Raw genomic sequence first — 24288 nt, 5'->3', positions numbered from 1 at the left:
TGTCAGACTACCGGGGGCAGGAGCTCGAGGTCATCCGCCGTCACGATCCGGGCCGCCATGGCGTACTCCACGAGCCGTGCCTTGCGCGACGAGGCCAGCTTGCTGGGCCCCCCGTGGAGCCCCCGCACGCCCGTGTCGGCGAGCTTGCTGCACACGGCGTCCAGCTTGCGGTTGAACTTGGTGACGGGCCACCCCAGGCGGGCGGCGGCAGCCGCCGACTGGGGCACCGCAGCGGCCCCGCGGTCGCCGCGGCGCAGCACGTGCTCACAGAGGGCGACCACCAGCAGCCTCTGGTCGGGGGTGAGGGTGACCCGGCCCATGGTCGCGGACCCGTCGGGGTTGAGCTCCGCCGTCATCGGGGTCAGCAGGCTGTCGGTGAGGTGCAGTTCGAAATCGTACGTCGTCGCCCCAGCGGTGAACCACACCACGGAGTGCTCGAACACCAGCGGCAGGGACGCCTCGGGGGCCAGCCACGCCTGCACGCGGCCCTCGTCGTGGCTGACCGTCGCGGTGAGCTGGGTGCCCACGTTGCTCAGCCACCACAGCCCGCTGGCGAACGTGATGGACAGGAACTGTCGGTGAAGGAAGCCGTTGTCGTCGTCGATGACGAGGGCGGCGTCCCGGCCGATGGTGAACGGGACGTCGCGGCTGGGGTGGTAGCGCTCGCCGAGGAAGTCGACGGTGAGGGGGTGGGTCATGCGCAGGCCTCCTGTGAGTACTCGGCTTGGTAGCCGCTCCCGTCGGCGCGCATGACCCGCACGGCCGCGCAGGCCCGGTCGGCGGCGTCGACAGTCAGCTCGGGGCGGCCCACCGGCTGGGGCTGGCCGCCGTCCACGACCACCAGGAACTGGTCGTCGGGCAGCGCGTGGTCGTACGTCCAGGCGAAGTCGACCTGCCCGCCCGACCGCGTGGCCGTGACGGTCGCCGGGCCCGGGTCGGGCACCACGCGGGTGAGCTCGGGCGGCGGTACCGAGGCGGTAAGCCCCGGCTCGGGCACGGTCGGGGTGCCCCGCGCGACCACTTGGAACGCCCCCACGGCGACGGCGACGACCGCCAGGGCGGCCGCGCCCATGACGATCCCCCGGCCCGGTCGCGCGGGCGCGGCCTCGTCGGGCGAGTCAGCCAGCGCCGCGCGGGATCGCAGGTGCGTGGCGTCGTCCGGCGCTCCGCCCACCGCGCGCGGCGAGGTCAGGTCGGAGCGCAACTGCGTGGCCTCGCGGATGCGCCCCTCGACGGGCCCGGTGGCCCGGGGCCGCTCGCCCGCCCCCGGGGGGCGAACAACGGTCGAGCCGCCGGGCGCGGGTGCCGCGACGACCTGCTGCGGCTTGAGCCGGGTCTCCTCCGGGGACGGCAGTGCGTCGGCGACCCGCATGGTCCTGTCCTCGGCGGCGAGGATGATCTCGGTGCGCGTCAGGCGCAGTTCCTGCTCGATGGCCTGCAACGACCGCGCCAGCAAGAGGGCCGACGCCGGCCGGACGCCCGGGTCCTTGGCCAGGGCGGCCCGCAGCAACCGGTCGAGCGAGGCGGGCACGTCGGAGCGCCCCGTGGAGGGGGGCGGCACGTCGCGGATGCGACGCATCAGCGCGTAGGTGGAATTGTCGCCGCCGACCTCCTCGAACGGCGACCGTCCCACCAGCAGGTGCCACAGCGTCGCGGCCAGCGAGTACACGTCGGAGCGGACGGTGGCGGGGCCGGAGGCGTAGAGCGTCTCGACCGGCGACCATGGCACGGAGACGCCCGCGTCGTCGTCGGCGGCCTCGCTCATGTGGGAGGCGATGCCGAAGTCGGTGAGCCCGGGCGTGCCGTACTGGCTGGTCAGGATGTTCGCCGGCTTGATGTCGCGGTGCAGCAGCCCGGCCCGGTGGGCCGTCTCGACGGCCGAGCTGATCTGGATGCCGATGCGCAGCACCTCGGCCACACTGAACCGCTCGCGCTTGGCCCGCTCGGCCAACGACGCCTGCGGGTAGTACATCATCACGAGGTAGGGGCGGCCGTCGGCCGTCGCGCCCGCGGCGTACACCGGGACGATGTGCGGGTGCTCCAGCAGCGCCATCGCGTTCGCCTCCGCGGCGAACCGCTGGGCGTCGGCGCTACTGAGCGCCGCGGCCTTCATCACCTTGACGGCCACCCGACGCGCGGGCATCCGCTGTTCGTACAGGTAGACGTCGGCGTACCCGCCCGACCCGAGGCGTCGAACGTGCTCCAGGCCCGGGATGAGGGGTGCGCCCGAGACGGCGTTCACGCGCCTGCCATGTAGGTGACTTCGAAGACCCCGGCCAGCACGATGCGGGTGCCCGGCTCGATGGAGAGCTGCTCGTGGGCGCGCAGCAGGACGGGCTCGCTGCCGGGAAGGGCCACCTCGGTGCCGTTGGTCGAGCCGAGGTCACGCACCAGCACGTGCCAGGCGTCCAGGCGCACCTCGAGGTGCTGGCCCGACACGTCCCGCTCGGGATCATCGATGCGGACGAGGTGGGGCTGCTCCCCCGTCCAGCCCTGCGGCAGGCGCGGGTTGCGGCCCAGGACGGCACCGCGCTCGAGCGCGACCACGTCACCGTTGGCCAGCTTGAGGACGCCGAGGCTCGGCCGCGGCACCTCCACGGGCTGCTGGGCCGAGAGCGGCTGGCCGCAGACGCGGCAGGCGGTGGCGTGCACCGGGTTGGGGTGGTCCTGCGGGCAGAGGACGGCGACGACCAGTGGCTCGCGGCCCGCCTGGGCCGCCTGTGCGGCCCGCAGGGCGGGGCCGTCGACGGTGTGGCCGGCGTCCGCGACCTCCGCCGGCGGCGAGGGGGCGGGCGGGGCGGCGAAGGCGTCCTCCAGCGACCACGGCATGGCGGCGATGAAGCCGTCGGACGCCGCGGGCACGGCAAGGGGCTCGGGATCGGCCTTGCCGGCGGGGTCGTCGTCGGTCGGCTCTCCCTCGGCGCCCGGGGGCGGGCCCGTGAGCGGGGAGGCGAGGGTGGCGTGGGCCGGCTCCGGGGTGGGTTCGGAGGGTGCGGCCGGCTCCGGCGGGATCGCGTCCAGGTGGGTGTCGTAGTCGGGCGCCACGGCCAGGACAAGGTCGGGGTCTTCGAGGGCGACCGGTTCCGCGGAGGGCTCCGTCGCCGGCTCCGCCACCGGCTCGGCCGGCTCGGCCAGCTCGCCCGCGAGGTCGTCCGGATCGTCCGCGACGTCGCCCTCCGGCGCTTCGCCCGGCTGCTCGTCCGGATCGGGTGCCGCCACCGGGGCGGACGCCTCCGGCACAGCCACGCCGGGGGTGCCGAACCCGAGGGCGGAGGCGAGCACGACGCCGCCGGCCAGGGGCAGGGAGCGGGCGCTGGCGTCCTCGGTCACGAGCTGGGCCTGCGTCACCCCCTCCCAGACGCTCTCGGCCCACAGGCCCTCGGCGCTCTCCGCGCAGTGGTCGTCGGCCACCGCGCGGCAGGCGCCGCGGACGAGCACACGCAGGCCGCGTCCGGTGCGGGCGGCCAGGCCGAAGGTGTCGACGGAGCGCAGGCCGCGGCTGACCAGGATGTCGAGCACCGCGTCCAGCGTCGGCGCCTCGCCGGCGACGACGGTGGCGATGCGGGCGACGAGTTCGTCGTCGGTGGGCAGGTCGACGAGGGCGACCAGGTCGGCGGTGGCGAAGCCGACCAGCGTGCCGGGGCTGTACGAGAACGGCCACGTGGTCATGCGGGCACCTCCGTGGGGCGCGGGTTGGTGTTGCCCGGGTCGGACGCGGCTCCTTCGACGTTGAGGACGATGGCGGTGACGTTGTCGCGCCCGCCCCCCTCGAGTGCGGCGGCGACGAGGCGCGCGGCGGCCTGGTCCGGATCGGGGTGGGCGGCGAGGAGGGCGTGAATGGCGTCGTCGGTGAGCTCGCCGTTGAGGCCGTCGGAGCAGATCAGGAACCGCTCGCCGTGGGTCTGCGGCAGCAGCCACAGGTCGACCTGGGGGGTGTCTGGCTGGCCGAGGCTGCGGGTGACGATGTTGCGGGCGCGGTGGGTGCGGGCCTGCTCGGCGGTGATGACGCCCTCCAGGAGCAGTTCCTCGGCCTCGCTGTGGTCGACGGTGGCGCGCGCGAGAGCGCCGTCCGCCTCGCGGTAGACGCGGCTGTCGCCCACGTTGAACACGGCCCAGTGCGCCGCGCCCGCGACGGCGACGAGCGCGAGCCCGGTGACGGTGCTACCCAGGCCGCGGACGGCGGGGTTGTCGTGGCCGTGGGCGAGGATGCGGTCGTTGACCGCGTGCAGCGCGTCGACGAGGTCGGCGGGGCGCAGGTCGTCCTTCTCGTCGAGGGGGCGCAGGCCCTCGATGACGAGCGCGCTGGCGATGTCGCCGGCCGCGTGGCCGCCCATGCCGTCGGCGACCGCCCAGAGGCGTTGGCCGACGAGCACACTGTCCTCGTTGTGGTGGCGCACGCGCCCCACGTCACTGCGATGCCCGCTGGTGACGGTCAGCATGCGCACTCCGACCCCTCCTCCGGCGCCGAACGGGGGTGCCGGCGCTCAGCCGAGCATAGCTGCGGGCACCGACACTCCACGAGCCGATCGGGTGGAACGGGGAGTGCTCCCCCTCAGCGGCGGGCGTAGAAGCGGCCGAGGAACGCGGCGCGGAAGGCGTCGAAACGACCCTGCTCGATCGAGGCGCGGATGTGGTCGACCAGCCGCACCGTGAACCGCTCGTTGTGGATCGTGGCCAGCGTTGCCGACAGCATCTCCTTGGCCTTGAACAGGTGGTGCAGGTAGGCACGGCTGTAGTGGGCGCACGTGTAACAGTCGCAGTCGTCCTCGATGGGGCCGAGGTGGCGGCGGTTCGCGGCGGTCAGCAGGTTGTAGCGGCCGTCGGCGGTGTAGACCGCCGAGTTACGGGCCACGCGGGAGGGGTTCACGCAGTCGAAGGTGTCCGCGCCGTTCTCGATGGCGGCGAACAAGTCGTCGGGCTCGGAGATGCCGAGCAGGTGCCGCGGCTTGTCGAACGGCAGCTCGTCGGCCACCCAGCCGACGATCGTGCCCAGGTTCTCCTTCTCCAGGGCTCCCCCGATGCCGAACCCGTCGAACCGCTGACCGTCGACCTCCAACGCGGCGAGCCCGCTGGCGGCCTTGCGGCGCAGGTCCTCGTACTGGGCGCCCTGCACGACGCCGAACAGCGCCTGGTACGGCTTGCCGACCCGCTCGTCGGTCAGGGCTCGGTGGGCGGCCAGGCAGCGCGCGGCCCAGCGGTGGGTCCGCTCGACGGACTCCTCCTGGTAGCCGCGGGTGTTCTTGAGGGTGGTCAGTTCGTCGAAGGCGAACATGATGTCGGCGCCGATCTCGTGCTGGACGCGCATGCTCACCTCGGGCGTGAACCGGTGCAGGTCGCCGTTGAGGTGGCTCTTGAACGTCACGCCGTCCTCGTCGACGTGGGCCAGGCGCTCCTTGCCCTCGGCGATGACGTCGTCGTCGGCCACGCCCGCGGCGTCCATCGCCAGCACCTTGCGGAAACCCACGCCCAAGCTCATCACCTGGAAGCCACCCGAGTCGGTGAAGGTGGGCCCGGGCCAGTTCATGAAGCGGCCCAGCCCGCCGGCGGCGTCGATGAGGTCCGAGCCGGGCTGCAGGTAGAGGTGGTAGGCGTTGGCGAGCACAGCCTGGGCGCCCAGGCCTGCCACGGCCTCGGGGGTCACGGCCTTCACCGTGGCCTTGGTACCCACCGCGATGAAGGCGGGCGTGGCGATCTCGCCGTGGGGCGTGGTGATCACCCCGGTGCGGCCCCGCCCGTTGGGCAGGACCGTGCCGGGGGTGAGGCCGAAGGGCGCGTCGGCGTCCGGGCCGCTCACTTGGCCTTGCTGACGCGGTGCTGGAAGGCCTGGAGCTGCGCAAGCGCCACCACCCCGGCGGTCGAGGTGCGCAGGACGCCGTCGCTGATGAGCAGCGGGTGGGCGCCGGCGGCCACGAAGTCGGCCACCTCCTGGTCGGTGAGCCCGCCCTCGGGGCCGATGATGATGAGGACGTCGCCCTGGGTGGGCAGGTCGAAGCGGCGCAGCGTCATCTCTGCGGTCTCGTGCAGCACGAACGCGATCGCCATGCTCGGGATGAGCTCCAGCAGCTCCGAGGTCGGCATGGCCGCGGTCACGATCGGGACGCGCAGGCGGCGGCTCTGCTTGGTGGCCTCGCGCGCGGTCGTCCGCCACCTCCCGAGCTGGCGCTCCTGGCGGTCGTGGGTCCACTTCACCACGGACCGGCTGGACTGCCACGGGATGATCCGGTCGACGCCGATCTCGGTGAGCATCTCGACCGCCAGCTCCGAGCGATCGCCCTTGGCGAGCGCCTGGACGGCGTGGTAGCGGATCGGCGGGATGCCCGCGGTCAGCAACTCTGCCACCTCCAGGGTCACCGACGCCTTGTCGGTGGACACCACCGGCCCCCGGATGCCGGTGCCGGCGCCGTCGGCGACGGTGATGGTCTCCCCCACCCGGATCCGGCGGACGGTGGCCGCGTGGCGGCCCTCGTCACCGTCGAGCGTGAAGGTGTCCCCCACCTGCGGGGCGTGCAGGTCGGACAGGAAGAGGGCTTCGGTCATGACTCCTCGCCTTGGTTCGTCGCGTCGGGTGCGGCTCAGTCGCTGAAGGCGTCCTTCAGCTTGCTGAAGAAACCCTTGTGCGCTGCGCCGCGCGACACCGTCGCCGCGGGCCGGGTCTCGCCGCGGGCCTCGGCCAACTGGCGGAGGAGGTCGCGCTGCGAGTCGTCCAGCGACTGCGGTGTCTGCACCAACAGCGTAACGCCGAGGTCGCCGCGACCCGTGCCACGCAGGCGCGGCACGCCGCGCGCCGGCACGACGAGCCGGGTGCCGGACTGGGTGCCGGGCGGCACGTCCAGCTTCACCCGGAACTCCTCGGGCACCGTGCCCTCGACGTCGGCCTCGAGCGTGTCGATCCACACCTCGGTGCCCAGCGCCGCCGCAGTCATGGGCAGCTTGGCGACCATCTCGAGGTTGTCGCCGTCGCGCTTGAAGACGTCGTGCGGGCTCACCGAGAGCTCGACATACAAATCACCGGAGGGGCCGCCGCCGGGGCCGACCTCGCCCTGGGAGTCGAGGTGGACGCGGTTGCCCGTGCTCACGCCGGCGGGGATCTTCACGTTGATGGTGCGGGTGGAGCGGACGCGGCCCTCGCCGGTGCACTCGCCGCACGGGTGCTCGATCACGGTGCCGTAGCCCCGGCAGGTCGGGCAGGGCTGGACGGTGCGGATGTCACCCAGGAACGAACGCTGCACCGTCTGGACGTCGCCGGCGCCGTGGCAGGTGGTGCAGGTGACCGGCTCGGTGCCGTCCGCCGCGCCCCTGCCCGAGCACGTCGGGCAGATCACGGCGGTGTCGACGCGGATCGGCTTGGTGGCGCCGAACGCCGCCTCCGAGAGCGTGAGGTTGAGCCGGACGAGGGCGTCCTGCCCCTTGCGGACGCGGCTGCGCGGCCCGCGCGAGCCCTGGCCGCCGAACATCGCGTCGAAGAGGCCTCCGACGTCGAAGCCCTGCGCGCCGCCGGGGAACCCGCCGAAGCCGCCGGGGCCGAAGCCGCCCGCGCCGCCGCGCATGGGGTCGCCGCCGAGGTCGTACATCTGGCGCTTCTTGTCGTCGCTCAGGACGGCGTAGGCCTCGCCGATCTCCTTGAACTTCTCCGCCGAGGCCGGGTCGCCGGCCACGTCCGGGTGGTACTTCATTGCCAGCTTTCGGTACGCCTTCTTGATCTGGTCGCCGGTGGCGTCGCGGGGCACGCCCAGGACCTCGTAGTAGTCGCTCAACTCATTCCTTCTGTGCGGTCAACCTTCGGCGAGGCTGTGCGGATCAACCTTCGGCAAGAAATCGGCCGACGTAGCGTGCGACGGCGCGCACGGACGCGATGGCCGACGGGTAGTCCATGCGGGTGGGGCCCACGATGCCCAGGGTGGCCCAGGCACGCTCGTCCGCACCGTAGCCGGACGCCACCACCGACGTCTCCTGGAGGGGCTCGTACGGGTTCTCCTGCCCGATGCGGACGGTCACGTCGCTGGTGGAGGTCGCCTCCCCGAGCAGGTGCAGCAGCACCACCTGCTCCTCGAGGGCCTCCAGCACGGGCCTCACGGTGGTCTCGAACTGGTCGCCGAACCGGGTCAGATTCGGTACGCCGGCCACGGCCACGCGGGCCCCCGGGTCGTCGGAGACGATGTCGAGAAGGGCGGCGACCACGGTCGAGGAGAGGGCGGACACCGAGGGTGGCACCTGGTCGGCGAACGCGGCCAGCCGGTCGATGGCCTCGCGCGGGGAGGCGCCCACGAGCAACTCCGCGAGCTTGCCGCGGACGAGGTTGAGGTCGTCGTCGTCGTCGGCGTCGGGCGGGAGCGAGACGATGCGCTGCTCGACCGTGCCGGTCGTCGACACGCACATCACCAGGCCCCGGTCGGGGCCCAGCCGCAGGACCTCGACGTGGCGGATCACCAGCGACGACAGCACCGGGTACTGGACGATCGCGACCTGCCGGGTGATCTGGGCGAGCAGTTGCACCGTGCGGCGCACGACGTCGTCGACGTCGAGGGCGCCGGCCATGAACGCGCTGATGGCGCGCCTCTCGGCCGCCGAGAGCGGCTTGACCGTCGAGAGGCGGTCGACGAACAGGCGGTAGCCCTTGTCGGTGGGGATGCGGCCGGCGGACGTGTGTGGCTGGGTGATGTAGCCCTCCTCCTCCAGCACCGCCATGTCGTTGCGGACGGTGGCCGAGGAGACGTTGAGGTTGTGCCGCTCAACCAGCGCGCGGGAGCCGACGGGCTCCTGGCTGGAGACGTAGTCGGAGACGATGGCGCGCAGGATGGCCAGCTTCCGGTCGTCCAGCACGCTCCACCTCCTTGGCACTCGACCTGACAGAGTGCCAGTCTACGCCATGGGGCGGACGCCCTCGCTAGGGTGGCCGGGTGGAGTACAGCTTGGGACCGTTCGTGCCCGTCGCCGACCGCGTGCTCGTCGCGGTGGCCGAGCCCGAGGGGGTGAACGTCGGCGTCGTGGTGGGGTCGAGCGGGGCCCTGCTGGTCGACACCGGCAGCTCGCCCGACCAGGGCCGGGCCATCCGGGCCGCCGCCGAGGGTGTCACCGGTGGCGTCCCGCTGACCCACGTCGTCGTCACCCACGCGCACGACGACCACGTCGGCGGGCTGGCTGCCTTCGGCGACCTCGTCACCCTCGGCCACGAGCACCTGGGGCGCGCGTGCGCCGAGGGGACGCCAGCGGTGTCGCGGGCCTTCGCGATGGCGTCCGCGGTGAACCTGGGCGACTGCCACGTCGAGCTGGCGCACTTCGGGCGCGGGCACACCGACCACGACGTCGTCGCGGTGGTGCCCGGGCGGAAGGTGGCCTTCCTGGGCGACCTGATGGAGACCTCCGCCGAGCCGTCCGCCGGCCCGGACTCGTGGCCCGGCGAGTGGGGCGCCTCGCTGGACTGGGTGGCCGGCATGCTGCCACGCGACTGCGTGATCGTGCCCGGCCACGGGCCGGCGCTCGACATGGACGGCGCCGGCACCCAGCGCGGCGAGATGCAGTGGCTGCACGAGCGGGCCCAGTCGTTGTACGACGCGGGCAAGGGAGCCGCGGGCGCATGGGCCTCCGACTGGCCGTGGCCGCAGGAGCCCGCCGAGCGGTTCGTGGCGCAGGCCATCCTCCGCATGAGGGAAGCCGGTCGGCCACGCCGGCGTCCGACGCTACCGCTGCTGGGCAGCTGAGCCCGGCGCGCGTCAGGGGTCGAGCTCGCCCGCGATCGCGTCGACGACCGCGTCGCTGCGCCCGACCGAGAGCATCCGCCCGTACCCGCCCGGGCCGTAGGGGCGGCCGTCGACGCGCACGGTGCCGCCGACCTCGGCGACCAGCAGGGTGCCGGCGAGGTGGTCCCAGGGGTGGACCGACCGGTACGCCAGACCGTCCAGTTCGCCGCGCGCCAGAGCCGGGTAGTCGATCGCGCAGGAGCCCCGCGTCGGGCGCAGCCGCAGGCCCCGGGCGCGCTGCCGGGCCAGCCGGGGCCAGACGGCGACCTCCCAGGGAGCCTCGGTGGCGGCGAGCCATGGCAGGGGCGTCCCGTTGCGGGTGGCGCCGGCGCCACGCTCGGCCACGTGGAGGGCGTCGTGGAGGGGCTGCCAGATCCAGCCGCGGACGGTCACCCCGCCCCGCACCTCGGCCACCATGACGCCGAAGTCCACCTTGCCCGCCGCGAAGTTGCGGGTGCCGTCGACGGGGTCGATGACCCACGCGTGTTCGGCCGTGGCGAGCCCGTCGACCAGGCGGGGGTCGGCGAAGGCGGCCTCCTCCCCCACCACGCGGGCGCCGGGGGTCGCTGCCGCCAGGGCGGCGGTGAGCTCGGCCTCGGCCTCGCGGTCGGCCACCGTGACGACGTCCCCCGGGCGCTTGAAAATGACCTCGTGGTCGGCCAGCGTCCGGAAGCGGGGCAGGATGACACGCGCGCAGACGTCCTTGACGAGGTCGGCGACGGCCTCGGTGTCCATCAGGACTCCCGGTCGATGTGGTCGTCGGTGACGAAGTCGATGAGCTTCTCGACCTCGGTGAGCAGGGTGGGGTCGAGGTCCTTCCAGCCGCTCACCTGCCCGAGGATCCGCTTCCAGCCCTGCGCGACGTCGGTCTGGTCGGCGTGCGGCCAGCCGAGGGCGGCGAGCGTGCCCTTCTTCCAGTCGGTGCCGCGCGGAATGTCGGGCCAACGCGTCAGCCCGACGCGGGCCGGCTTGATGGCGGCCCAGATGTCGATGTACTCGTGGCCGGTCACGAACACGTGCTCGCCCGAGACCTGCTCGACGATGCGCCACTCCTTCGTGCCGGGCACGAGGTGGTCGACCAGCACGCCCAGGCGGCGCCCCTTCGTCGGCGCGAACTCCGCAACGATGGCGGGCAGGTCGTCGATGCCGCCCAGGAACTCGACCACGACGCCCACGTGCCGCAGGTCGGCGCCCCAGACCTTCTCGACCAGCTCGGCGTCGTGACGGCCCTCGACGTAGATGCGGCTGGGCAGCGCGACCTTGGCCTTCTCGGCCGGGCCAACGCGCGAGCCGGACGCCGTGTGCGTCCGGTTGTACTGCTGGGATCTGTCGCGGGCGGTCGGGGCCGGGCGGGCGGGGGCTGCGAGGTCGACGGGCCTGCCGTCGAGCCAGAAGTTCGGGCCGAACGGGAAGCTGCGGCGCTTGCCCTTGCGGTCCTCGAGGACGACGACGCCGTTCTCCCACCCGACCACCGCACCGACGAACCCCGAGGTGGGCTCCTCGAGCACCATGTCGCGCTCGACGGGGGTCTTGACCGCGCTGAGACGGTTGGCCTTCTGCCAGCCCGGGGTCAGGACATCGCGCGCGTATCGATCCACGGCGAACACCCTACGCGGGGCCGGGGACAGAACCTGTGCCACCATCGTGGCATGGCGCAGATCGAGACCATCGAGGTGGGCGGGAACATTCGGCTCGGACAGTTCCTCAAGCTGGCGAACGTCGCCGACACCGGCGGCATGTCCCGGGAGCTCATCGCGGCGGGGCTCGTCAGCGTGAACGGAGAGGTGGACCTGCGGCGCGGCCGCCAGCTCGCCGAGGGCGACGTGGTCACCATCGACACCGGCGAGCAGGTCGTGGAGCTGCGCGTCGGCTGACCCGAACTCAGTCGAGGAGCTCGCGCACGGCCGCGTCCGCGAGCAGACGACCGGGGTCGCTGACGGACACGCGATCCCCGTCCTCCTGGAGGAAGCCGCGCGCGACCAGCTCCGGCAGCCGCGCCCGCTCACTCTCGGTCAGCACCTCGATCGGGACGCCCTCGCGCAGGCGCAGCTCCAGCAGGACGCGCTCGATGCGCCGGTCCTCGGCGGTGAGGCGCTCGCGGCCCGCCGCCGGCGAGAGACCGTCGGCGAGGCGTCCGGCGTAGGTGCGGGGGTGCTTGACGTTCCAGAACCGGACGCCGCCCACATGGCTGTGCGCCCCGGGGCCGAAGCCCCACCAGTCGTCGCCACGCCAGTAGGCGAGGTTGTGGCGGCAGGCGTGGCCGGGGCGCGCCCAGTTCGACACCTCGTACCACTCGAGCCCGGCCTGCCGCAGCAGGGAGTCGGCCACCTCGTACTTGTCGGCGAGGTCGTCCTCGTCGGGCAGGGGCACCTCGCCCCGGCGGACCCGTGCGGCGAAGCGCGTGCCGTCCTCGACGATGAGCGAGTAGGCGCTCACGTGGTCGGGGTCGGCGGTCAGGGCGTCCTCGACGGTGGCGCGCCAGTCGTCGAGCGATTCGGTCGGGGTGCCGTAGATCAGGTCGAGGCTGACCGAGGAGAAGCCGGCCTCGCGGGCCCAGCGCACGGCGTCGAGGGCGCGGCCCGGGGTGTGGGTGCGCTCCAGCATCCGCAGCACGTGCGGCGCCGAGGACTGCATGCCGAAGGAGATGCGCGTGAACCCGGCCTCGACGAGGGCAGCCAACGAGGCGGGGGTCACCGAATCGGGGTTGGCCTCGGTCGTCACCTCGGCGTCCGGGTCGAGGCGGAAGTCCTCGCGGAGCCGGGCCAGGATCCCGCCCTGTTCCGCAGGTTCGAGCAGGGTTGGCGTGCCCCCGCCGAAGAAGACCGTGGCGAAAGGGGGTGGGTCGCCCAGCACGCCGCGGGCCAGCGCGACCTCCCGGGCCACCGCCTCGAGGTAGGCCTCCCGGGACGCCCCCGGCGCGGACCCGAGCTCGGCCGCGGTGTAGGTGTTGAAGTCGCAGTAGCCGCAGCGGGTCGCGCAGAAGGGCACGTGCACGTACGCCGACAGCCCGCGCGTCCCGACCTCGGCGAGGGCGGACGCCGGCAGGGCCCCATCGTCGGGGGCCGGTTCGCCGTCGGGCAGCGCGGAAGGAGTCACGCACGCACTGTAGGCGAGCGCCACGCACCGAGCACGCCCCGTCCGACCCATGCCTGGGCGCGCGCCTGTGGCCCTCGCGGCGGCGTGCCGGAGGGCTGCACGGTGGTGTGTGCCGGAGGGCTGCACGGTGGTGTGTGCCGGAGGGCTGCACGGTGGCTGAGCTTGTCGAAGCCCCAGTTCAGGCGGTGAATGCGTAGGCCAGGGCGAGGGGCGGCTGGGCCGGTCCGGGATCGGGGCCATCCACCTCCTCGGGCGGGTCGTCGAGCCAGTCGGGTGGTTCCCGGTGCCACCACGCGTGCTCGCGGGGTTCGGGACGCTGGATCACGATCGTCCCGGCAGGTGTGGTGACCACCTGCCAGCCGTGGGGGGTGGTCCAGACCAGCAGGCCCGGCTCGGGCTGGGCACACCCCCAGCCACCGTGGGTCTTCACGCGGTGCGCGAACGGCGAGAGGGGTGCCATCAGGTCGGGGTGCGTCTGGCCGTGTCCGGCGGGAGCATCGTGGTCGAACGCGGCCGTGTGGTCGGCCTGGCAGGAAGCCGAGGCCCGGCTGCCGTGGGGGAAGGCGTCGGCGGGCCAGCGACCCTCCAGGACGCGCCGCATGGACGCGGGGAGCTCGTAGGCGTCGGTCGGGGCCATGCTGCGCGCGTCCAGGAGGGGGCGCACGGTCACCTGGCAGCCCGCGAGGACGTGGCCGAGCCGGTCGGTGAGCACGGCGCCCCACCCCTGCACCTGCGCTGCGTCGGCGAGGTCCGCTCCGTCGGCGGTCGGGGTGGCGTCAAGGTGGACGATGACCTCGGCGGCGCGCGGGAGCTCGGCCTGCCCCAGCGCCTGCCGGGCCAAGACGCCCACCGCGGCCGCCCGGCGCACGTCGAGGTCGTGGTCGGTGGGCAGGGTCTTGGCGATGCTGGTCAGCGCGTGGTCTAACGCGATGCCGTCGGCGGCGTCCAGTCGGCCCCACAGGTCGCAGTGGCCAGCCTTGACCGCACCCACCTCCACCCGACGGGCCAGCGCCGCCTTGGCCTCGCGCTCGGCGGCGGCAGCCGGGTCGGCAAGCAGGATCCAGCCCTCGATGCGACCCCGCACCCGGGACCACGGCTGCAGGGCCAGCGCCACCACGCAGTGCCGATCCACGACGCCGCACGCGGTCTGGTCGATACCGGCGTCGACGCACGCCTGCGCGACGCGGGCGGCCTCAAAGAACCGCACGCGGCCGGCCAGCACGGCCCCCCACAGGCCGGGATGACGATGGCGCACGTTCAACACGTCCGCGATCCGGCACATCGCCGAAGCGGGCGAGACCCCCAGCGCGAGACCGAGCTCGGCGGCCACGAACTCGCCGATGTCCGGCGTCCCGTCAGCGCCGCCGGGCACCCATCGCTCAGCACCGGCCACGATCACGTTCTCGTCGACCCGGTGCAGGTCGCACGCGGACGCGATGCCCAGCACCTGGGTGACCTCGCCCGCCACCACCATCGCGGTGCCCTCGGCGACCGCGGCCAGGGCGTCCGCCACACCCGCCAACTGAACTGAACTCATACGAACAGATTAATCGAACGCACCGACAATTCTGGTTGGGAGGTGTTGTCCAGGTGGGGGTAGGTATTGTCCGTTTCGGGAACTGAGGGCGTCCGGCCCTTCGAGGCTCGCTTCGCTCGCACCTCAGGGACCTGGGGCACCTCAGTTGGCTGGGGTGGGCAACGGGAACGGCAGCGGCAGGCCGTCCAGCACGCGGTGGCAGGAGCACTCGCCGGTCGGCAGGTGCTCGATCGTGCGCCACAGCAGCGCCTTGAGGCGCTCGACGTTGCCGGCGAAGACCTCCAACACGTCGGCGTGCGTGACGCCCTCCTCGCCCTCGAGGCCGGCGTCCATGTCGGTCACGCACGCCACCGACGTGAAGCACATCGCCAGCTCGCGGGCGCAGGACGCCTCGGGCATCCCCGTCATGCCCACGACCGACCAGCCGGCCGCAGAGTGCCACCGCGACTCCGCGCGCGAGGAGAACCGCGGGCCGTTGATCACCACGAGCGTCCCGCCGTCCACCAACGGGGTGTCGTCGGAGGCCTGCCCCAGCACAGCGGCACGTCCGCGCGCACAGTAGGGGTCGGCGAACGGGACGTGGACCACCGGGCCCTCGGCCTCCCAGACCGTGTGGCCCGGGCGGTAGGTGCGGTCGACGACCTGGTCGGGCACGACGAACGTGCCGGGCGTGAGTTCTGGCTGCAGCGACCCGACGGCGCAGGGACCCAGCACCTGCGAGACGCCCAAGGCCTTGAGCGCCCACAGGTTCGCCCGGTAGTTGACCTTGTGGGGGGCGTACTGGTGCTGCTCGCCGTGGCGGGGCAGGAACGCCACCCGGCGTCCGGCCACCTCACCGACCGTGAGCGGCCCCGACGGCGCACCGAACGGGGTGTCGACCTCGACGCGGGTCGCGTCCTCGAAGAAGGAGTAGAAGCCCGAGCCGCCGATGATGCCGATGTCAGCCTGCATGCGCGCCAGCCTAATGGGCACACTGTGCTGCATGGATGACCTCGCGACGCCCCTGTCCGGCACCTGCGCCTTCCGCCTGATGCCCTCCGACACGTTGGCGGACGCCCCCTCCACGGCCGCCGTCGCGCCGCTGGGCGGCGGCGCCTCGCTCGCCTACACCTGGACCCATCCGCTCGACGGCGAGCAGCGGGGCGGCCTGGTCGTCGGGGCGCCCGACGAGCAGGGACGCGTCGAGGCCGCCTGGTTCGACACCTGGCACCAGCAGCCCGGGCTGATGATCCTGCTGGGCCGCGAGGAGGAGGACCGCGTCGAACTCGCCGCCACCTACGCCGAGGAGTGGGGCTGGACGATCGCGCTGGACCTGACCGACGACCACGCCGCCATGACGATGTGCAACGTCGTGCCCGCCTCGGCCCTAGAGCAACTGCCGCCGGACGCCCCACCCGTGGAGGCCGGCCTCTACGACGTGATGGTCGCCCGCTGGGAGCGGAAGGCCTAGTCGGAGACCTTGTCGAGCCACGCGCCGAGCACGGGCGTCCAGCCGCGCACCTCGACGTGCGCGACGATGCCTTGGCGCTGGAAGGGATCGTCTGCGAGCTTCGCGAGCACGGCCTCGGGGCTGTCGGAGCGGAAAACGAGCAAGCCGGCGTCCGGCTGGCCCACCCCGGGCGCCAGCGGCCCGGAGAGCACCAGCAGCCCCTCGTCGGCCAGCCCGCGCAGGAAGTCGCGGTGGGCCGGTCGGTGCTCGGCGATCGCGTCGGGGTCGGCGATGTAGGTGTAGTTCACGACCAGCACGTTGTCCATGGCGGCCATCCTAGGGTCGTCCACCCGGAATGCCTTGGGTCGGCTGGGCACACTGGGGTCATGTCCCAGCAGTACGGATGGACCCCGCCCCCGCCCAGCCACGGACGCGTGGCCGTCCCTGCGCCGCAGCCCAACGCCCCCGCGCGCCCCACGATCGGGGCGTCTGTCGTGTTCGTGGGCGGCTGGCTCGTGCTGCTGTGGATCCTCGAGGTGCTCGACCTCGTCCTCCTCGGCGCCCTCGACGGCTTCGGTGTCAGCCCGCGCGACGTGGCCGAGCTGCCGCAGGTGCTCACCGCCCCGTTCCTGCACTTCGGCTTCGAGCACCTGATGGCCAACTCGCTCCCGTTCCTCGTCCTGGGTGTGCTGACGCGCCTGGCCGGACTCGGTGCGTTCTGGGTCGCGACGCTGGGGTCCATCGTCGCCTCCGGCCTGTTCTCCTGGCTGCTCTCGGCGCCCAACACCGTCACGGCCGGGGCGTCCGGCCTGATCTTCGGCTGGCTGACGTTCCTGCTCGTCCGCGGCCTGATGAACGGCAACTGGAAGCAGATCCTGATCAGCGCCGCGGTGTTCGGCTTCTTCGGCGGCATGCTGTGGGGCGTGTTCCCGACCCTGCCCGGGGTGAGCTGGCAGGGACACCTCGGCGGCGCCGTCGGTGGCGTGCTCGCCGCGTGGTGGCTGCGGCGGCGCTGACCCACGTGGCGTCGCGCGATCCTACTTGGGGTCGCGGGACTCGCCGGTCGACAGCGCGGCCACGAACGCCTCCTGGGGCACCTCCACGCGTCCGACCATCTTCATGCGCTTCTTGCCCTCCTTCTGCTTCTCGAGCAGCTTGCGCTTGCGGCTGATGTCGCCGCCGTAGCACTTGGCCAGCACGTCCTTGCGAATGGCGCGGACGGTCTCGCGGGCGATCACGCGCGCGCCGACGGCGGCCTGGATCGGCACCTCGAACTGCTGGCGCGGGATGAGCTCCTTGAGCTTCTTCGCCATCGCCACGCCGTAGGAGTAGGCGGCGTCGGTGTGCACGATGGAGCTGAAGGCGTCCACCGGCTCGCCGTGCAGCAGGATGTCGACCTTGACCAGCTTCGCCGCCTGCTCGCCGGCCTCGTCGTAGTCGAGGCTCGCGTACCCCTTGGTGCGCGACTTCAGGGCGTCGAAGAAGTCGAAGACGATCTCGGCCAGCGGCAGCGTGTAGCGGATCTCGACGCGGTCGGAGGAGATGTAGTCCATGCCCGTCTGCGTCCCCCGGCGCTGCTGGCACAGCTCAAGGATCGTGCCGATGTAATCAGTCGGGGTGAGGATCGTGGCCTTGACCACCGGCTCCCACACCTCGGCGATCTTGCCCTCGGGGTACTCGCTCGGGTTGGTGACGGTGTGTTCCGACCCGTCCTCCATCACGACGCGGTAGACGACGTTGGGCGCGGTCGAGATCAGGTCGAGGTTGAACTCGCGCTCGAGCCGCTCGCGGACGATCTCCATGTGCAGCAGCCCGAGGAATCCGATGCGGAAGCCGAACCCGAGCGCGCCGGACGTCTCGGGCTCATACGTCAGCGCCGCGTCGTTGAGCTGGAGCTTCTCCAGCGCCTCGCGCAGCTCGGGGAAGTCAGCCCCGTCGATCGGGTAGAGGCCCGCGTACACCATCGGGTTGGGATGCTTGTAGCCACCCAGCGCCTTGGTGGCCGCCTTGTGCTGCACGGTGATCGTGTCACCGACGCGCGACTGGCGGACGTCCTTCACGCCGGTGATGAGGTAGCCCACCTCGCCGACGCCGAGCGCCTTGGACGGGGTCGGCTCGGGGCTGATCACGCCCACCTCGAGCACCTCATGGGTGGCCTTGGTGGACATCATCAGGATGCGCTCGCGGTGGCTCAGCTCGCCGTCGATCACGCGGACGTAGGTGACGACGCCGCGGTAGGTGTCGTAGACGGAGTCGAAGATCATGGCGCGCGCCGGGGCGTCCGCGTCACCGGTCGGGGCGGGCACCTGGGCAACCACGGCGTCGAGCAGCTCGGGGACGCCGACGCCGGTCTTGCCGGAGACCTTGAAGACGTCCTCGGGGTCGCAGCCCACGAGGTTGGCGATCTCCTCGGCGTACTTCTCGGGCTGGGCGCCCGGCAGGTCGATCTTGTTGAGAACCGGGATGATGTGGAGGTCTGCGCCCATGGCGAGGTAGAGGTTGGCCAGCGTCTGGGCCTCGATGCCCTGGGCGGCGTCCACCAGCAGGATCGCGCCCTCGCAGGCGGCCAGCGACCGGGAGACCTCATAGGTGAAGTCGACGTGCCCGGGGGTGTCGATCATGTTGAGCACGTAGTCGGTGCCGTCCACCTGCCACGGCATGCGGACGGCCTGGCTCTTGATGGTGATGCCGCGCTCGCGCTCGATGTCCATGCGGTCGAGGTACTGGGCGCGCATGGAGCGGTCATCGACGACGCCGGTCAGCTGCAGCATGCGGTCGGCCAGGGTCGACTTCCCGTGGTCGATGTGGGCGATGATGCAGAAGTTCCGGATGATCTCCGGCTTCGTGCTGCCCGGCTGCGGCGTGGTCACGGCTCACCTCTCGTCATGACACCGCCATGGGAGACGGTGTGCGGGTACGGCACGACGTCGCCCCGGCACACTCTCGGTGCGGGGCGACGTCGCAGAAGTTCGTCAGAGAGCAGCAGCAGCCGACGCGACGGCCGACTTGCGGTTCGCAGCCTGGTTCTTGTGGATGACGCCCTTGCTGGCAGCCTTGTCGAGCGCGCGGCACGCGACCTTGGCAGCCTGCTGGGCCTTCTCCACGTCACCCTCGGCGGCGGCCTCGCGGAACCTGCGAATGTGCGTCTTGAGAGCGGACTTCACGGCCTTGTTGCGCAAGCGCGCCTTCTCGTTCGTGAGGATTCGCTTCTTCTGGGACTTGATGTTCGCCACGGGCTAAGCCTTCAGTTCAGGTTGATGAATGAGGTGTGCGCCCACGCTGGGCGCGATTGAACAGCTTACCAGCCCTCCCCGGGCGGCCAAAATCGGCCTCATCGCCCCATGCCGGAGTCCGGTCGCCGCCCGCGCAGGCCCGTCACGCCGATGACCAGGCTTTCCAGCGCGAAGGCCGCGTCGGCCGACTGGCCCTTGACCGCGGCGTCCGCCTGGGCGACGAGCTGCAGGGCGGACGCCAGCCCGCGCGGCGTCCAGTCGCGGGAGCGCGCCACGATCTCCTTGACCTTGAACGGGGGGACGCCCAACTCGCGGGCCAGGTCGCCGTCGCGCAGGCGGGCCGAGGCGAGGTCGGTGTACTTGCCCTGGCTGCGTAGCGCGTTGGCCAGCGCGGAGGTGACGAGCACGGTCGCCACCCCGGTCTCCAGCGCCCAGCGCAGGGCGCCGAGGGCCTCGTCGCGGCGGCCGGCCATGACGTGGTCGGCGACGGTGAAGCTGGTCACGTCGGCACGGCCGGCGAAGTAGCGGCGCACGGCCGCCTCGGTGATCACCCGGTCGTCGGCGTCGGCGAGCAGCTGGCGGATCGCCCCGGCCACGGCCCGGACGTCGGCGCCCAGCGCCTCGACGAGCCGATCGGCGACAGCCTTGTCGAGGCGACCGCCCAGCAGGCGGGCCTCGTTCACGGCGAAGCCGGGGAGCTCCCACGCCTTGATGCTCGGGCAGTCGACCGTGACGACCTTGGCCTTCTTGAGCTTGTCGAGCAGCCCCTTGCCCTTGTTGCCGCCGGGGTGCACGAGGATGAGCGCCAGGTCGTCCGACGGCGACTGCGCGAAGGCCAGCACGGCGTCAAACAGCCCCGGGTCGAGGTCGGAGATCGCGGTGATGACCACCACGGACTCCTCGGCGAACAGCGAGCCGCCGGTCACCTCCGCGAGCCCGCCCGCGTCGAGGTCGCCGCCCTCCGCCTTGGTGACGGACGCCGCGGGCCGCTCGGCGAGCGCCTGGCTGGTGAGGCGCTCCACGGATCGCTCGGCCAGGAGCGCCTCGGGCCCGCTGACGAGCACCACGCGCCCGAAGAGGGGTTCGCCCGCGGGGGAAGTTCCAGTCACGGGGCCCATCCTGCCAGCCCGCGCCGACAGTTCACCCCGCCTGCCCCTGGGACGCCAGCCACTGCTGGCCCCGCCGCTTCGAGGCCTGCGCCAGCCAGGCGTCCTCGACGAGTTCGATGATGTGGCCCCGGCTCGTCTCCCCCAGCCTGCTGGCGCGAACCAGCACCGACGCGTGCCCGTCGAAGTGGGGCGTGCTGAAGAAGGGGCCGTCCGACTGCACCAACGCCTCCTTCTCGGCAGCGCCGGCGACCCACAGGACGATCACGTCGTCCCACCGCTCGCCGGTGGTGGGATCGACGGCGTCGGGACGCGGCGTCCGGAAGAACACGAACGACTTGCTGCCGACCCGGTAGACGGGGTGGGCCGTCCCCGGACGCTCGACGGTCACGTGGGGCATCGCGAGGGCTGCGGCGTGCACGTCCTCGACGCAGGCGGGGGTCTCGTTGCTCATGCGGGGACGATACGACGCCACGCCCCTAAGGTGTGCCCATGAAGAGGCTCTACCTCATCCGGCACGCCGAGGCCGAGTTCATGGGCCGTGGGCGCGGCGACCACGGCCGCGTCCTCACCGACGAGGGCCACGCGCAGGCACGCCACCTCGGCGAACTGCTCGCGGACGCCCACATCACCGTGGTGCTGCACTCAACGGCCGACCGGGCGACGCAGACCGCCCAGGGCATGGGGCTGTCCGCCGACCTGCGTCCGGTCGAGGAGCTCTACAACGCCGGCACGATGGGGCTGCTCAGCGTCGTCGCCGACCTCGAGGACGCCGTCGAGGTGGCCGCACTCGTGGCGCACGCCCCGGGCGTCCCCGCCCTGGTCGACGAGCTCGCCGGGCCGGACCCCGACCCGCACGCCGCGGCGTCCGTGCTGCACCACTATCCCACCGCCACGGTGGCCGGCATCGAGTTCAGCGGCTCCTGGGCCGACCTCGACGGCTCGCGCCTGTTCTGGGCGGCGCGCGGCTGAGCCTCACCGCTGGGTGGTGACGGCCAGCCCGCCGTCCGGAGCGCGCGCCACGGTGATCGACCCGCGCTCATCGGTGCGGAAGGTGGCCGCCCCCGTCGCGTTGACGGACGCCAGCGTCCGAGCCGCCGGGTGCCCGTAGTCGTTGCCCTCCCCCACGCTGACCAGCGCCACGTCCGGGCGGGAGGCGGCCACGAACGCCGGGCTGTGCCGCCCCGACCCGTGGTGCGGCACCAGCAGGACATCTACGTCGAGCGCCCCGCGCAGCCCCAGGTGGCGGGTCTGCGCGCCCTCCTCCGCGTCGCCCGCCAGCAACACCGAGACGCCCGCCACGTCGGCGCGCAGCAACAGCGACGCGTCGTTCTCCGCCGAGGACTCCCCCTCCCCGCCCAGGTCGCGGCCCAGCGCCGGGGCGGCCAGCACTTCCAGTCGCACGTCACCGATCTGCCAGGCCGAGCCGGGCCCGGCCTCCACGTGCTGGGCCGGGGCGAGGACCGCGACGGCGCGGGCGTGGGCGGCCTCCGGGGTCCGGACGCCCGAGGTCACCAGCAGGTCCACCCCGAGGCCCGCGAGGGCGTCCGCACCGCCGACGTGGTCGGCGTGCAGGTGTGTCAGCACCACCACCGGCACCCGGGAGACCCCGAGCTGGGCCAGGCACCGGGAGAGCGGCGCCGGATCGGGGCCGGTGTCCACCACGACCGCCTGGCCGGGGCCCGCCGCCAGCACGGTGGCGTCCCCCTGCCCCACGTCACAGGAGGCAACCGCCCAACCCCGCGGCGGCCAGCCCGGCGGCGTGGGCGTCCGCCCCAGCCCAAGCAGGACCAGCCCCGCCAGCCCGAGGAAGAGCCAGCGCCGGGGCAGCACCACCGGCGCCAGCAGCACCAGCACCCCGCACCCGAGCACCACGACGCCGACCGCCACCGCCGAGGCCGGCCACGGCACGGCCGCACCGGGGAGGGCCTCCCCGAGCCGTGCCGTCCAGGCGATGCCCTGGGCGAACCAGCCAGCCGCCCAGGCAGGAGCCACCGCGAGGGACCCGACCACCGGGGCGACCAACGTGGTGATCAGGCCGAGCACGGTCGCGGGGCCCACCATCGGGCCCGCCACCAGGTTGGCCAGCACGGACACGACGCTGACCTGCCCCGACAGGACCACCACGACCGGCTCGGTGGCGACCTGGGCGGCCAGCGGGACGGCCAGCGTCTCGGCGCACCAGCGCGGCAGCCAGCGGGCCAGCAGGTCCGCCCACGCGCCCGCCCACCGCAGCAGGCCGAACGTGGCCAGGACCGACAGCGCGAACCCCAGCGACCGGGACATCGCCGGCTCCGCCAGCACGACCGCCAGCACCGCCACGCCCAGGAAGCGCAGCCCGTGTCGCCCCCGGCCAGCCCGGCCGAGCGCCGCCAGGCCGACCAGCCCCATGGCCGCGGCCCGCAGCACGCTGGGTTCGCCCAGGCAGAGAAGCACGAACCCGGCCACGCCGCCCACCTGCAGGCCGAGCAGCCAGCGCCCGCGTACGCCGCAGCCCACGGCGAACGCTCGGAGGAAGCCCAGGAGCAACGTGAGGTTCGAGCCGCTGACGGCGGTCAGGTGGGTGAGACCGGTGACCACGAACCGCTCGCGCAGGTCGTCCGGCATCGCGGACGTGTCCCCCACGACGAGCGCCGGCACGAGGGCGCGGGCGTCCGGCCACAGCGGCGTGCAGGCCTCCACCAGCCCACGCCGCAGCGACCCGACCATGTGGTTCAACACGTCCGGCTCCGCGACCACCACAGGAGACTCCCGGGCGCGCAGCTCCGCGAACAGGCCCGAGCCCGCGTCGGCTGCGCCGAACCGCACGGTCGCCCGCACCGTAGCTCCCATCGGGACCGCCGCCCAGGCCAGCCCCACCTCGCCCGTCGCGACCACCTGCACCGGAGCACCGCTCCGCCACGCCCCGCCGCGGGCATCGACCGAGACCAGCTCGGCCGTCCCGCGCCACATCCCCGGGCGCGGACCCGCCGGGGCCCACCACCGACCGGCGCCCGAGACCCGCACCTCCACCACACCCGTGGCGCGCTGCGCTGTGAGCTCCGTCACCGGGTCGGATGCCACCGCGGCGGCCCGGGCGCCTCCCACCACCACGCAGACGGCCGCCACCGTCGCCATTGATGCGAGGAACCAGTTCGTCCGCCGCCACGCCGCGATCGCCACCAGTCCCGTCACCGCGGCCACCACGCCCAACACGCGCGGGTCGTCGGCCGTCGCGAACCCCATCGCCGCCCATGCGGTGGCCCCGAGCGCCAGCATGCGGCCGGCGCCCCGGTCATCCGGCTCCGGTTCAGACCCGGACATGCGGCTCGATCCGCTCGAACGTCTTCTGGCCGATGCCGTCCACTTCCAGCAACTCCTCCACCCGGGTGAAACGCCCGTCCCCGCGCCGGGCGAGGATCGCCTGCGCGGTCACCGGGCCGACACCGGGGAGGGCGTCCAGCTGGTCGAGAGTCGCGGTATTGAGGTCGAGGCGGTCAGAGCCCGGCCCGCCGCCGCCCGCCGACGCGGCACCCGAGGGCTGCGACCCGCGCACCTCGCCGCCCGGTTCGGCCCGCCCCCCGACCCAGACCTGGGCGCCGTCCGCCACCACGGCGGCGAGGTTGAGGTCGCCGGGACGCGCGTCGGGCAGCAGCCCGCCCGCCGCCGCAATCGCGTCCTCGACCCGCGAGCCGGGCGGCAGCCGGACGACGCCGGGTCGCGCCACTTCCCCGAGCACGTGGACTCGGAGCGGCTCGGGGGTGGACGTCGGCGTCGGCGTGGGCGCCACTGAGGCCGGCACGGGCGTAGCCGCAGCCACGGCCACCGGCACGGTCCGCGCCTGCGTAATGCCCCAGACCGCGCCGAGCAGCGCGACCAGCCCGATCACGCCGATGACCGCCGCGTGCGCCCGGCCGAACTCCACCCCACGGCGCAGCACTGAGCCCCGGTCGATCGCACGGGCGGGCGCCGCCTCAGGGACCGTCGGAGGCAAGCCCTCGGCGGATCCGTCCCCGGGAACCTCGGCGGGTGGCACCCCGTCGGGCGACGGTGCCGGGCCCAGCTCGGCGGCCAGGGCCGCCAGCCGGGCGCGCACGACGTCGCCTTGGCCGGGACGGGGACTCAGCGGGCGCATACCCCGACGATGGGCGGCGGGGCTCCGTCCCGGTCA

The 24288-nt window shown here is 73.2% G+C and carries 25 protein-coding genes; 5 read left to right on the top strand and 20 right to left on the bottom strand.

Annotation, left to right across the window (positions count from 1 at the left end; all coding sequences use genetic code 11):
- Positions 1–2 precede the first annotated feature (2 nt).
- The 8 genes from ET989_RS10540 to hrcA all read right to left on the bottom strand — a co-directional run bounded on the left by ET989_RS10540 (position 3) and on the right by hrcA (position 8820).
- Positions 3–698, bottom strand: a complete 696-nt coding sequence (locus ET989_RS10540) for a hypothetical protein (RefSeq protein ID WP_131168717.1) — start codon at positions 696–698, stop codon at positions 3–5.
- Complete coding sequence (locus ET989_RS15170) at positions 695–2242, bottom strand: serine/threonine-protein kinase (RefSeq protein ID WP_180320781.1); 1548 nt, start codon at positions 2240–2242, stop codon at positions 695–697. The genes ET989_RS10540 and ET989_RS15170 overlap by 4 nt, the downstream gene beginning before the upstream one ends.
- Positions 2239–3669 carry an FHA domain-containing protein gene (locus tag ET989_RS10530; RefSeq protein WP_131168715.1) on the bottom strand — a complete coding sequence of 477 codons (1431 nt, stop codon included), beginning with the start codon at positions 3667–3669 and terminating at the stop codon, positions 2239–2241. The genes ET989_RS15170 and ET989_RS10530 overlap by 4 nt, the downstream gene beginning before the upstream one ends.
- On the bottom strand, positions 3666–4439 hold the full coding sequence (locus tag ET989_RS10525; protein WP_131168713.1) for a PP2C family protein-serine/threonine phosphatase: 774 nt from the start codon (positions 4437–4439) through the stop codon (positions 3666–3668). Before ET989_RS10525 ends, ET989_RS10530 begins: the two co-directional genes overlap by 4 nt.
- A gap of 113 nt (positions 4440–4552) precedes the next feature.
- The gene (tgt, locus tag ET989_RS10520) at positions 4553–5794 is read right to left on the bottom strand and encodes a tRNA guanosine(34) transglycosylase Tgt (RefSeq protein WP_131168711.1); all 1242 of its coding nucleotides are present in this window, start codon (positions 5792–5794) and stop codon (positions 4553–4555) included.
- Complete coding sequence (locus ET989_RS10515) at positions 5791–6537, bottom strand: 16S rRNA (uracil(1498)-N(3))-methyltransferase (RefSeq protein ID WP_131168709.1); 747 nt, start codon at positions 6535–6537, stop codon at positions 5791–5793. The genes tgt and ET989_RS10515 overlap by 4 nt, the downstream gene beginning before the upstream one ends.
- Positions 6538–6572: 35 nt before the next feature.
- The gene (gene dnaJ, locus ET989_RS10510; RefSeq protein ID WP_131168707.1) at positions 6573–7754 is read right to left on the bottom strand and encodes a molecular chaperone DnaJ; all 1182 of its coding nucleotides are present in this window, start codon (positions 7752–7754) and stop codon (positions 6573–6575) included.
- 43 nt (positions 7755–7797) lie between these two features.
- Positions 7798–8820, bottom strand: coding sequence for a heat-inducible transcriptional repressor HrcA (hrcA, locus tag ET989_RS10505; RefSeq protein ID WP_131168705.1), 1023 nt, complete (start codon positions 8818–8820; stop codon positions 7798–7800).
- A 77-nt stretch (positions 8821–8897) separates the two neighbouring features.
- Here hrcA and ET989_RS10500 point away from each other — a divergent pair, with 77 nt between their 5' ends.
- On the top strand, positions 8898–9698 hold the full coding sequence (locus ET989_RS10500) for an MBL fold metallo-hydrolase (RefSeq protein WP_131168703.1): 801 nt from the start codon (positions 8898–8900) through the stop codon (positions 9696–9698).
- 12 nt (positions 9699–9710) lie between these two features.
- On the opposite strand, the gene ET989_RS10495 is transcribed toward ET989_RS10500, so the two are convergent.
- Both ET989_RS10495 and ET989_RS10490 read right to left on the bottom strand, forming a co-directional pair.
- Positions 9711–10472 (bottom strand): inositol monophosphatase family protein, encoded by a 762-nt coding sequence (locus ET989_RS10495; protein ID WP_131168701.1) that lies wholly within the window; start codon positions 10470–10472, stop codon positions 9711–9713.
- On the bottom strand, positions 10472–11380 hold the full coding sequence (locus ET989_RS10490) for a DUF3097 domain-containing protein (RefSeq protein WP_131168699.1): 909 nt from the start codon (positions 11378–11380) through the stop codon (positions 10472–10474). Before ET989_RS10490 ends, ET989_RS10495 begins: the two co-directional genes overlap by 1 nt.
- A 6-nt stretch (positions 11381–11386) precedes the next feature.
- Here ET989_RS10490 and ET989_RS10485 point away from each other — a divergent pair, with 6 nt between their 5' ends.
- Positions 11387–11611: an RNA-binding S4 domain-containing protein gene (locus tag ET989_RS10485; RefSeq protein ID WP_131168696.1), complete on the top strand. Its 225-nt coding sequence runs from the start codon at positions 11387–11389 to the stop codon at positions 11609–11611.
- Between the two features lie 7 nt (positions 11612–11618).
- On the opposite strand, the gene hemW is transcribed toward ET989_RS10485, so the two are convergent.
- From hemW to ET989_RS10470, 3 genes are all read right to left on the bottom strand, one after another.
- Positions 11619–12884, bottom strand: coding sequence for a radical SAM family heme chaperone HemW (hemW, locus tag ET989_RS10480; protein ID WP_131168694.1), 1266 nt, complete (start codon positions 12882–12884; stop codon positions 11619–11621).
- A 127-nt stretch (positions 12885–13011) separates the two neighbouring features.
- Positions 13012–14370, bottom strand: coding sequence for a 13E12 repeat family protein (locus ET989_RS10475; RefSeq protein ID WP_131168692.1), 1359 nt, complete (start codon positions 14368–14370; stop codon positions 13012–13014).
- A gap of 141 nt (positions 14371–14511) precedes the next feature.
- Positions 14512–15321, bottom strand: coding sequence for an S-methyl-5'-thioadenosine phosphorylase (locus ET989_RS10470; RefSeq protein WP_131168690.1), 810 nt, complete (start codon positions 15319–15321; stop codon positions 14512–14514).
- A 31-nt stretch (positions 15322–15352) separates the two neighbouring features.
- Between ET989_RS10470 and ET989_RS10465 the strand changes: the two genes are divergently transcribed.
- Complete coding sequence (locus tag ET989_RS10465) at positions 15353–15820, top strand: hypothetical protein (RefSeq protein WP_131168688.1); 468 nt, start codon at positions 15353–15355, stop codon at positions 15818–15820.
- Here ET989_RS10465 and ET989_RS10460 read toward each other — a convergent pair.
- The gene (locus tag ET989_RS10460) at positions 15817–16125 is read right to left on the bottom strand and encodes a YciI family protein (RefSeq protein ID WP_131168686.1); all 309 of its coding nucleotides are present in this window, start codon (positions 16123–16125) and stop codon (positions 15817–15819) included. The two genes, ET989_RS10465 and ET989_RS10460, sit on opposite strands and share 4 nt — an antisense overlap.
- Positions 16126–16185: 60 nt before the next feature.
- Here ET989_RS10460 and ET989_RS10455 point away from each other — a divergent pair, with 60 nt between their 5' ends.
- Positions 16186–16815, top strand: a complete 630-nt coding sequence (locus ET989_RS10455) for a rhomboid family intramembrane serine protease (RefSeq protein ID WP_131168684.1) — start codon at positions 16186–16188, stop codon at positions 16813–16815.
- Between the two features lie 21 nt (positions 16816–16836).
- On the opposite strand, the gene lepA is transcribed toward ET989_RS10455, so the two are convergent.
- The 4 genes from lepA to ET989_RS10435 all read right to left on the bottom strand — a co-directional run bounded on the left by lepA (position 16837) and on the right by ET989_RS10435 (position 20592).
- Positions 16837–18669 carry a translation elongation factor 4 gene (lepA, locus tag ET989_RS10450; protein WP_131168682.1) on the bottom strand — a complete coding sequence of 611 codons (1833 nt, stop codon included), beginning with the start codon at positions 18667–18669 and terminating at the stop codon, positions 16837–16839.
- A gap of 102 nt (positions 18670–18771) precedes the next feature.
- Entirely contained in the window at positions 18772–19032 is a 261-nt protein-coding gene (gene rpsT, locus ET989_RS10445) for a 30S ribosomal protein S20 (protein ID WP_131168680.1), read from the bottom strand.
- Positions 19033–19130: 98 nt separating this feature from the next.
- Positions 19131–20141, bottom strand: a complete 1011-nt coding sequence (gene holA, locus ET989_RS10440) for a DNA polymerase III subunit delta (protein ID WP_241656309.1) — start codon at positions 20139–20141, stop codon at positions 19131–19133.
- Between the two features lie 31 nt (positions 20142–20172).
- Complete coding sequence (locus tag ET989_RS10435) at positions 20173–20592, bottom strand: MmcQ/YjbR family DNA-binding protein (RefSeq protein ID WP_131168676.1); 420 nt, start codon at positions 20590–20592, stop codon at positions 20173–20175.
- 38 nt (positions 20593–20630) lie between these two features.
- Here ET989_RS10435 and ET989_RS10430 point away from each other — a divergent pair, with 38 nt between their 5' ends.
- Entirely contained in the window at positions 20631–21110 is a 480-nt protein-coding gene (locus ET989_RS10430; protein WP_131168674.1) for a SixA phosphatase family protein, read from the top strand.
- Positions 21111–21113: 3 nt separating this feature from the next.
- On the opposite strand, the gene ET989_RS10425 is transcribed toward ET989_RS10430, so the two are convergent.
- Both ET989_RS10425 and ET989_RS10420 read right to left on the bottom strand, forming a co-directional pair.
- A complete protein-coding gene (locus ET989_RS10425; protein WP_131168672.1) occupies positions 21114–23441 on the bottom strand; it encodes a ComEC/Rec2 family competence protein in 2328 nt (775 codons plus the stop codon).
- Positions 23428–24252, bottom strand: a complete 825-nt coding sequence (locus ET989_RS10420) for a ComEA family DNA-binding protein (protein ID WP_131168670.1) — start codon at positions 24250–24252, stop codon at positions 23428–23430. Before ET989_RS10420 ends, ET989_RS10425 begins: the two co-directional genes overlap by 14 nt.
- Positions 24253–24288: the final 36 nt, after the last annotated feature.

This window comes from Propioniciclava sinopodophylli, from assembly GCF_004324755.1.
GTDB classification, from domain to species: domain Bacteria; phylum Actinomycetota; class Actinomycetes; order Propionibacteriales; family Propionibacteriaceae; genus Propioniciclava; species Propioniciclava sinopodophylli.
The sequence above is the reverse complement of the archived record's forward strand: the minus strand, read 5'-3'. Positions and strand labels throughout refer to the sequence as shown.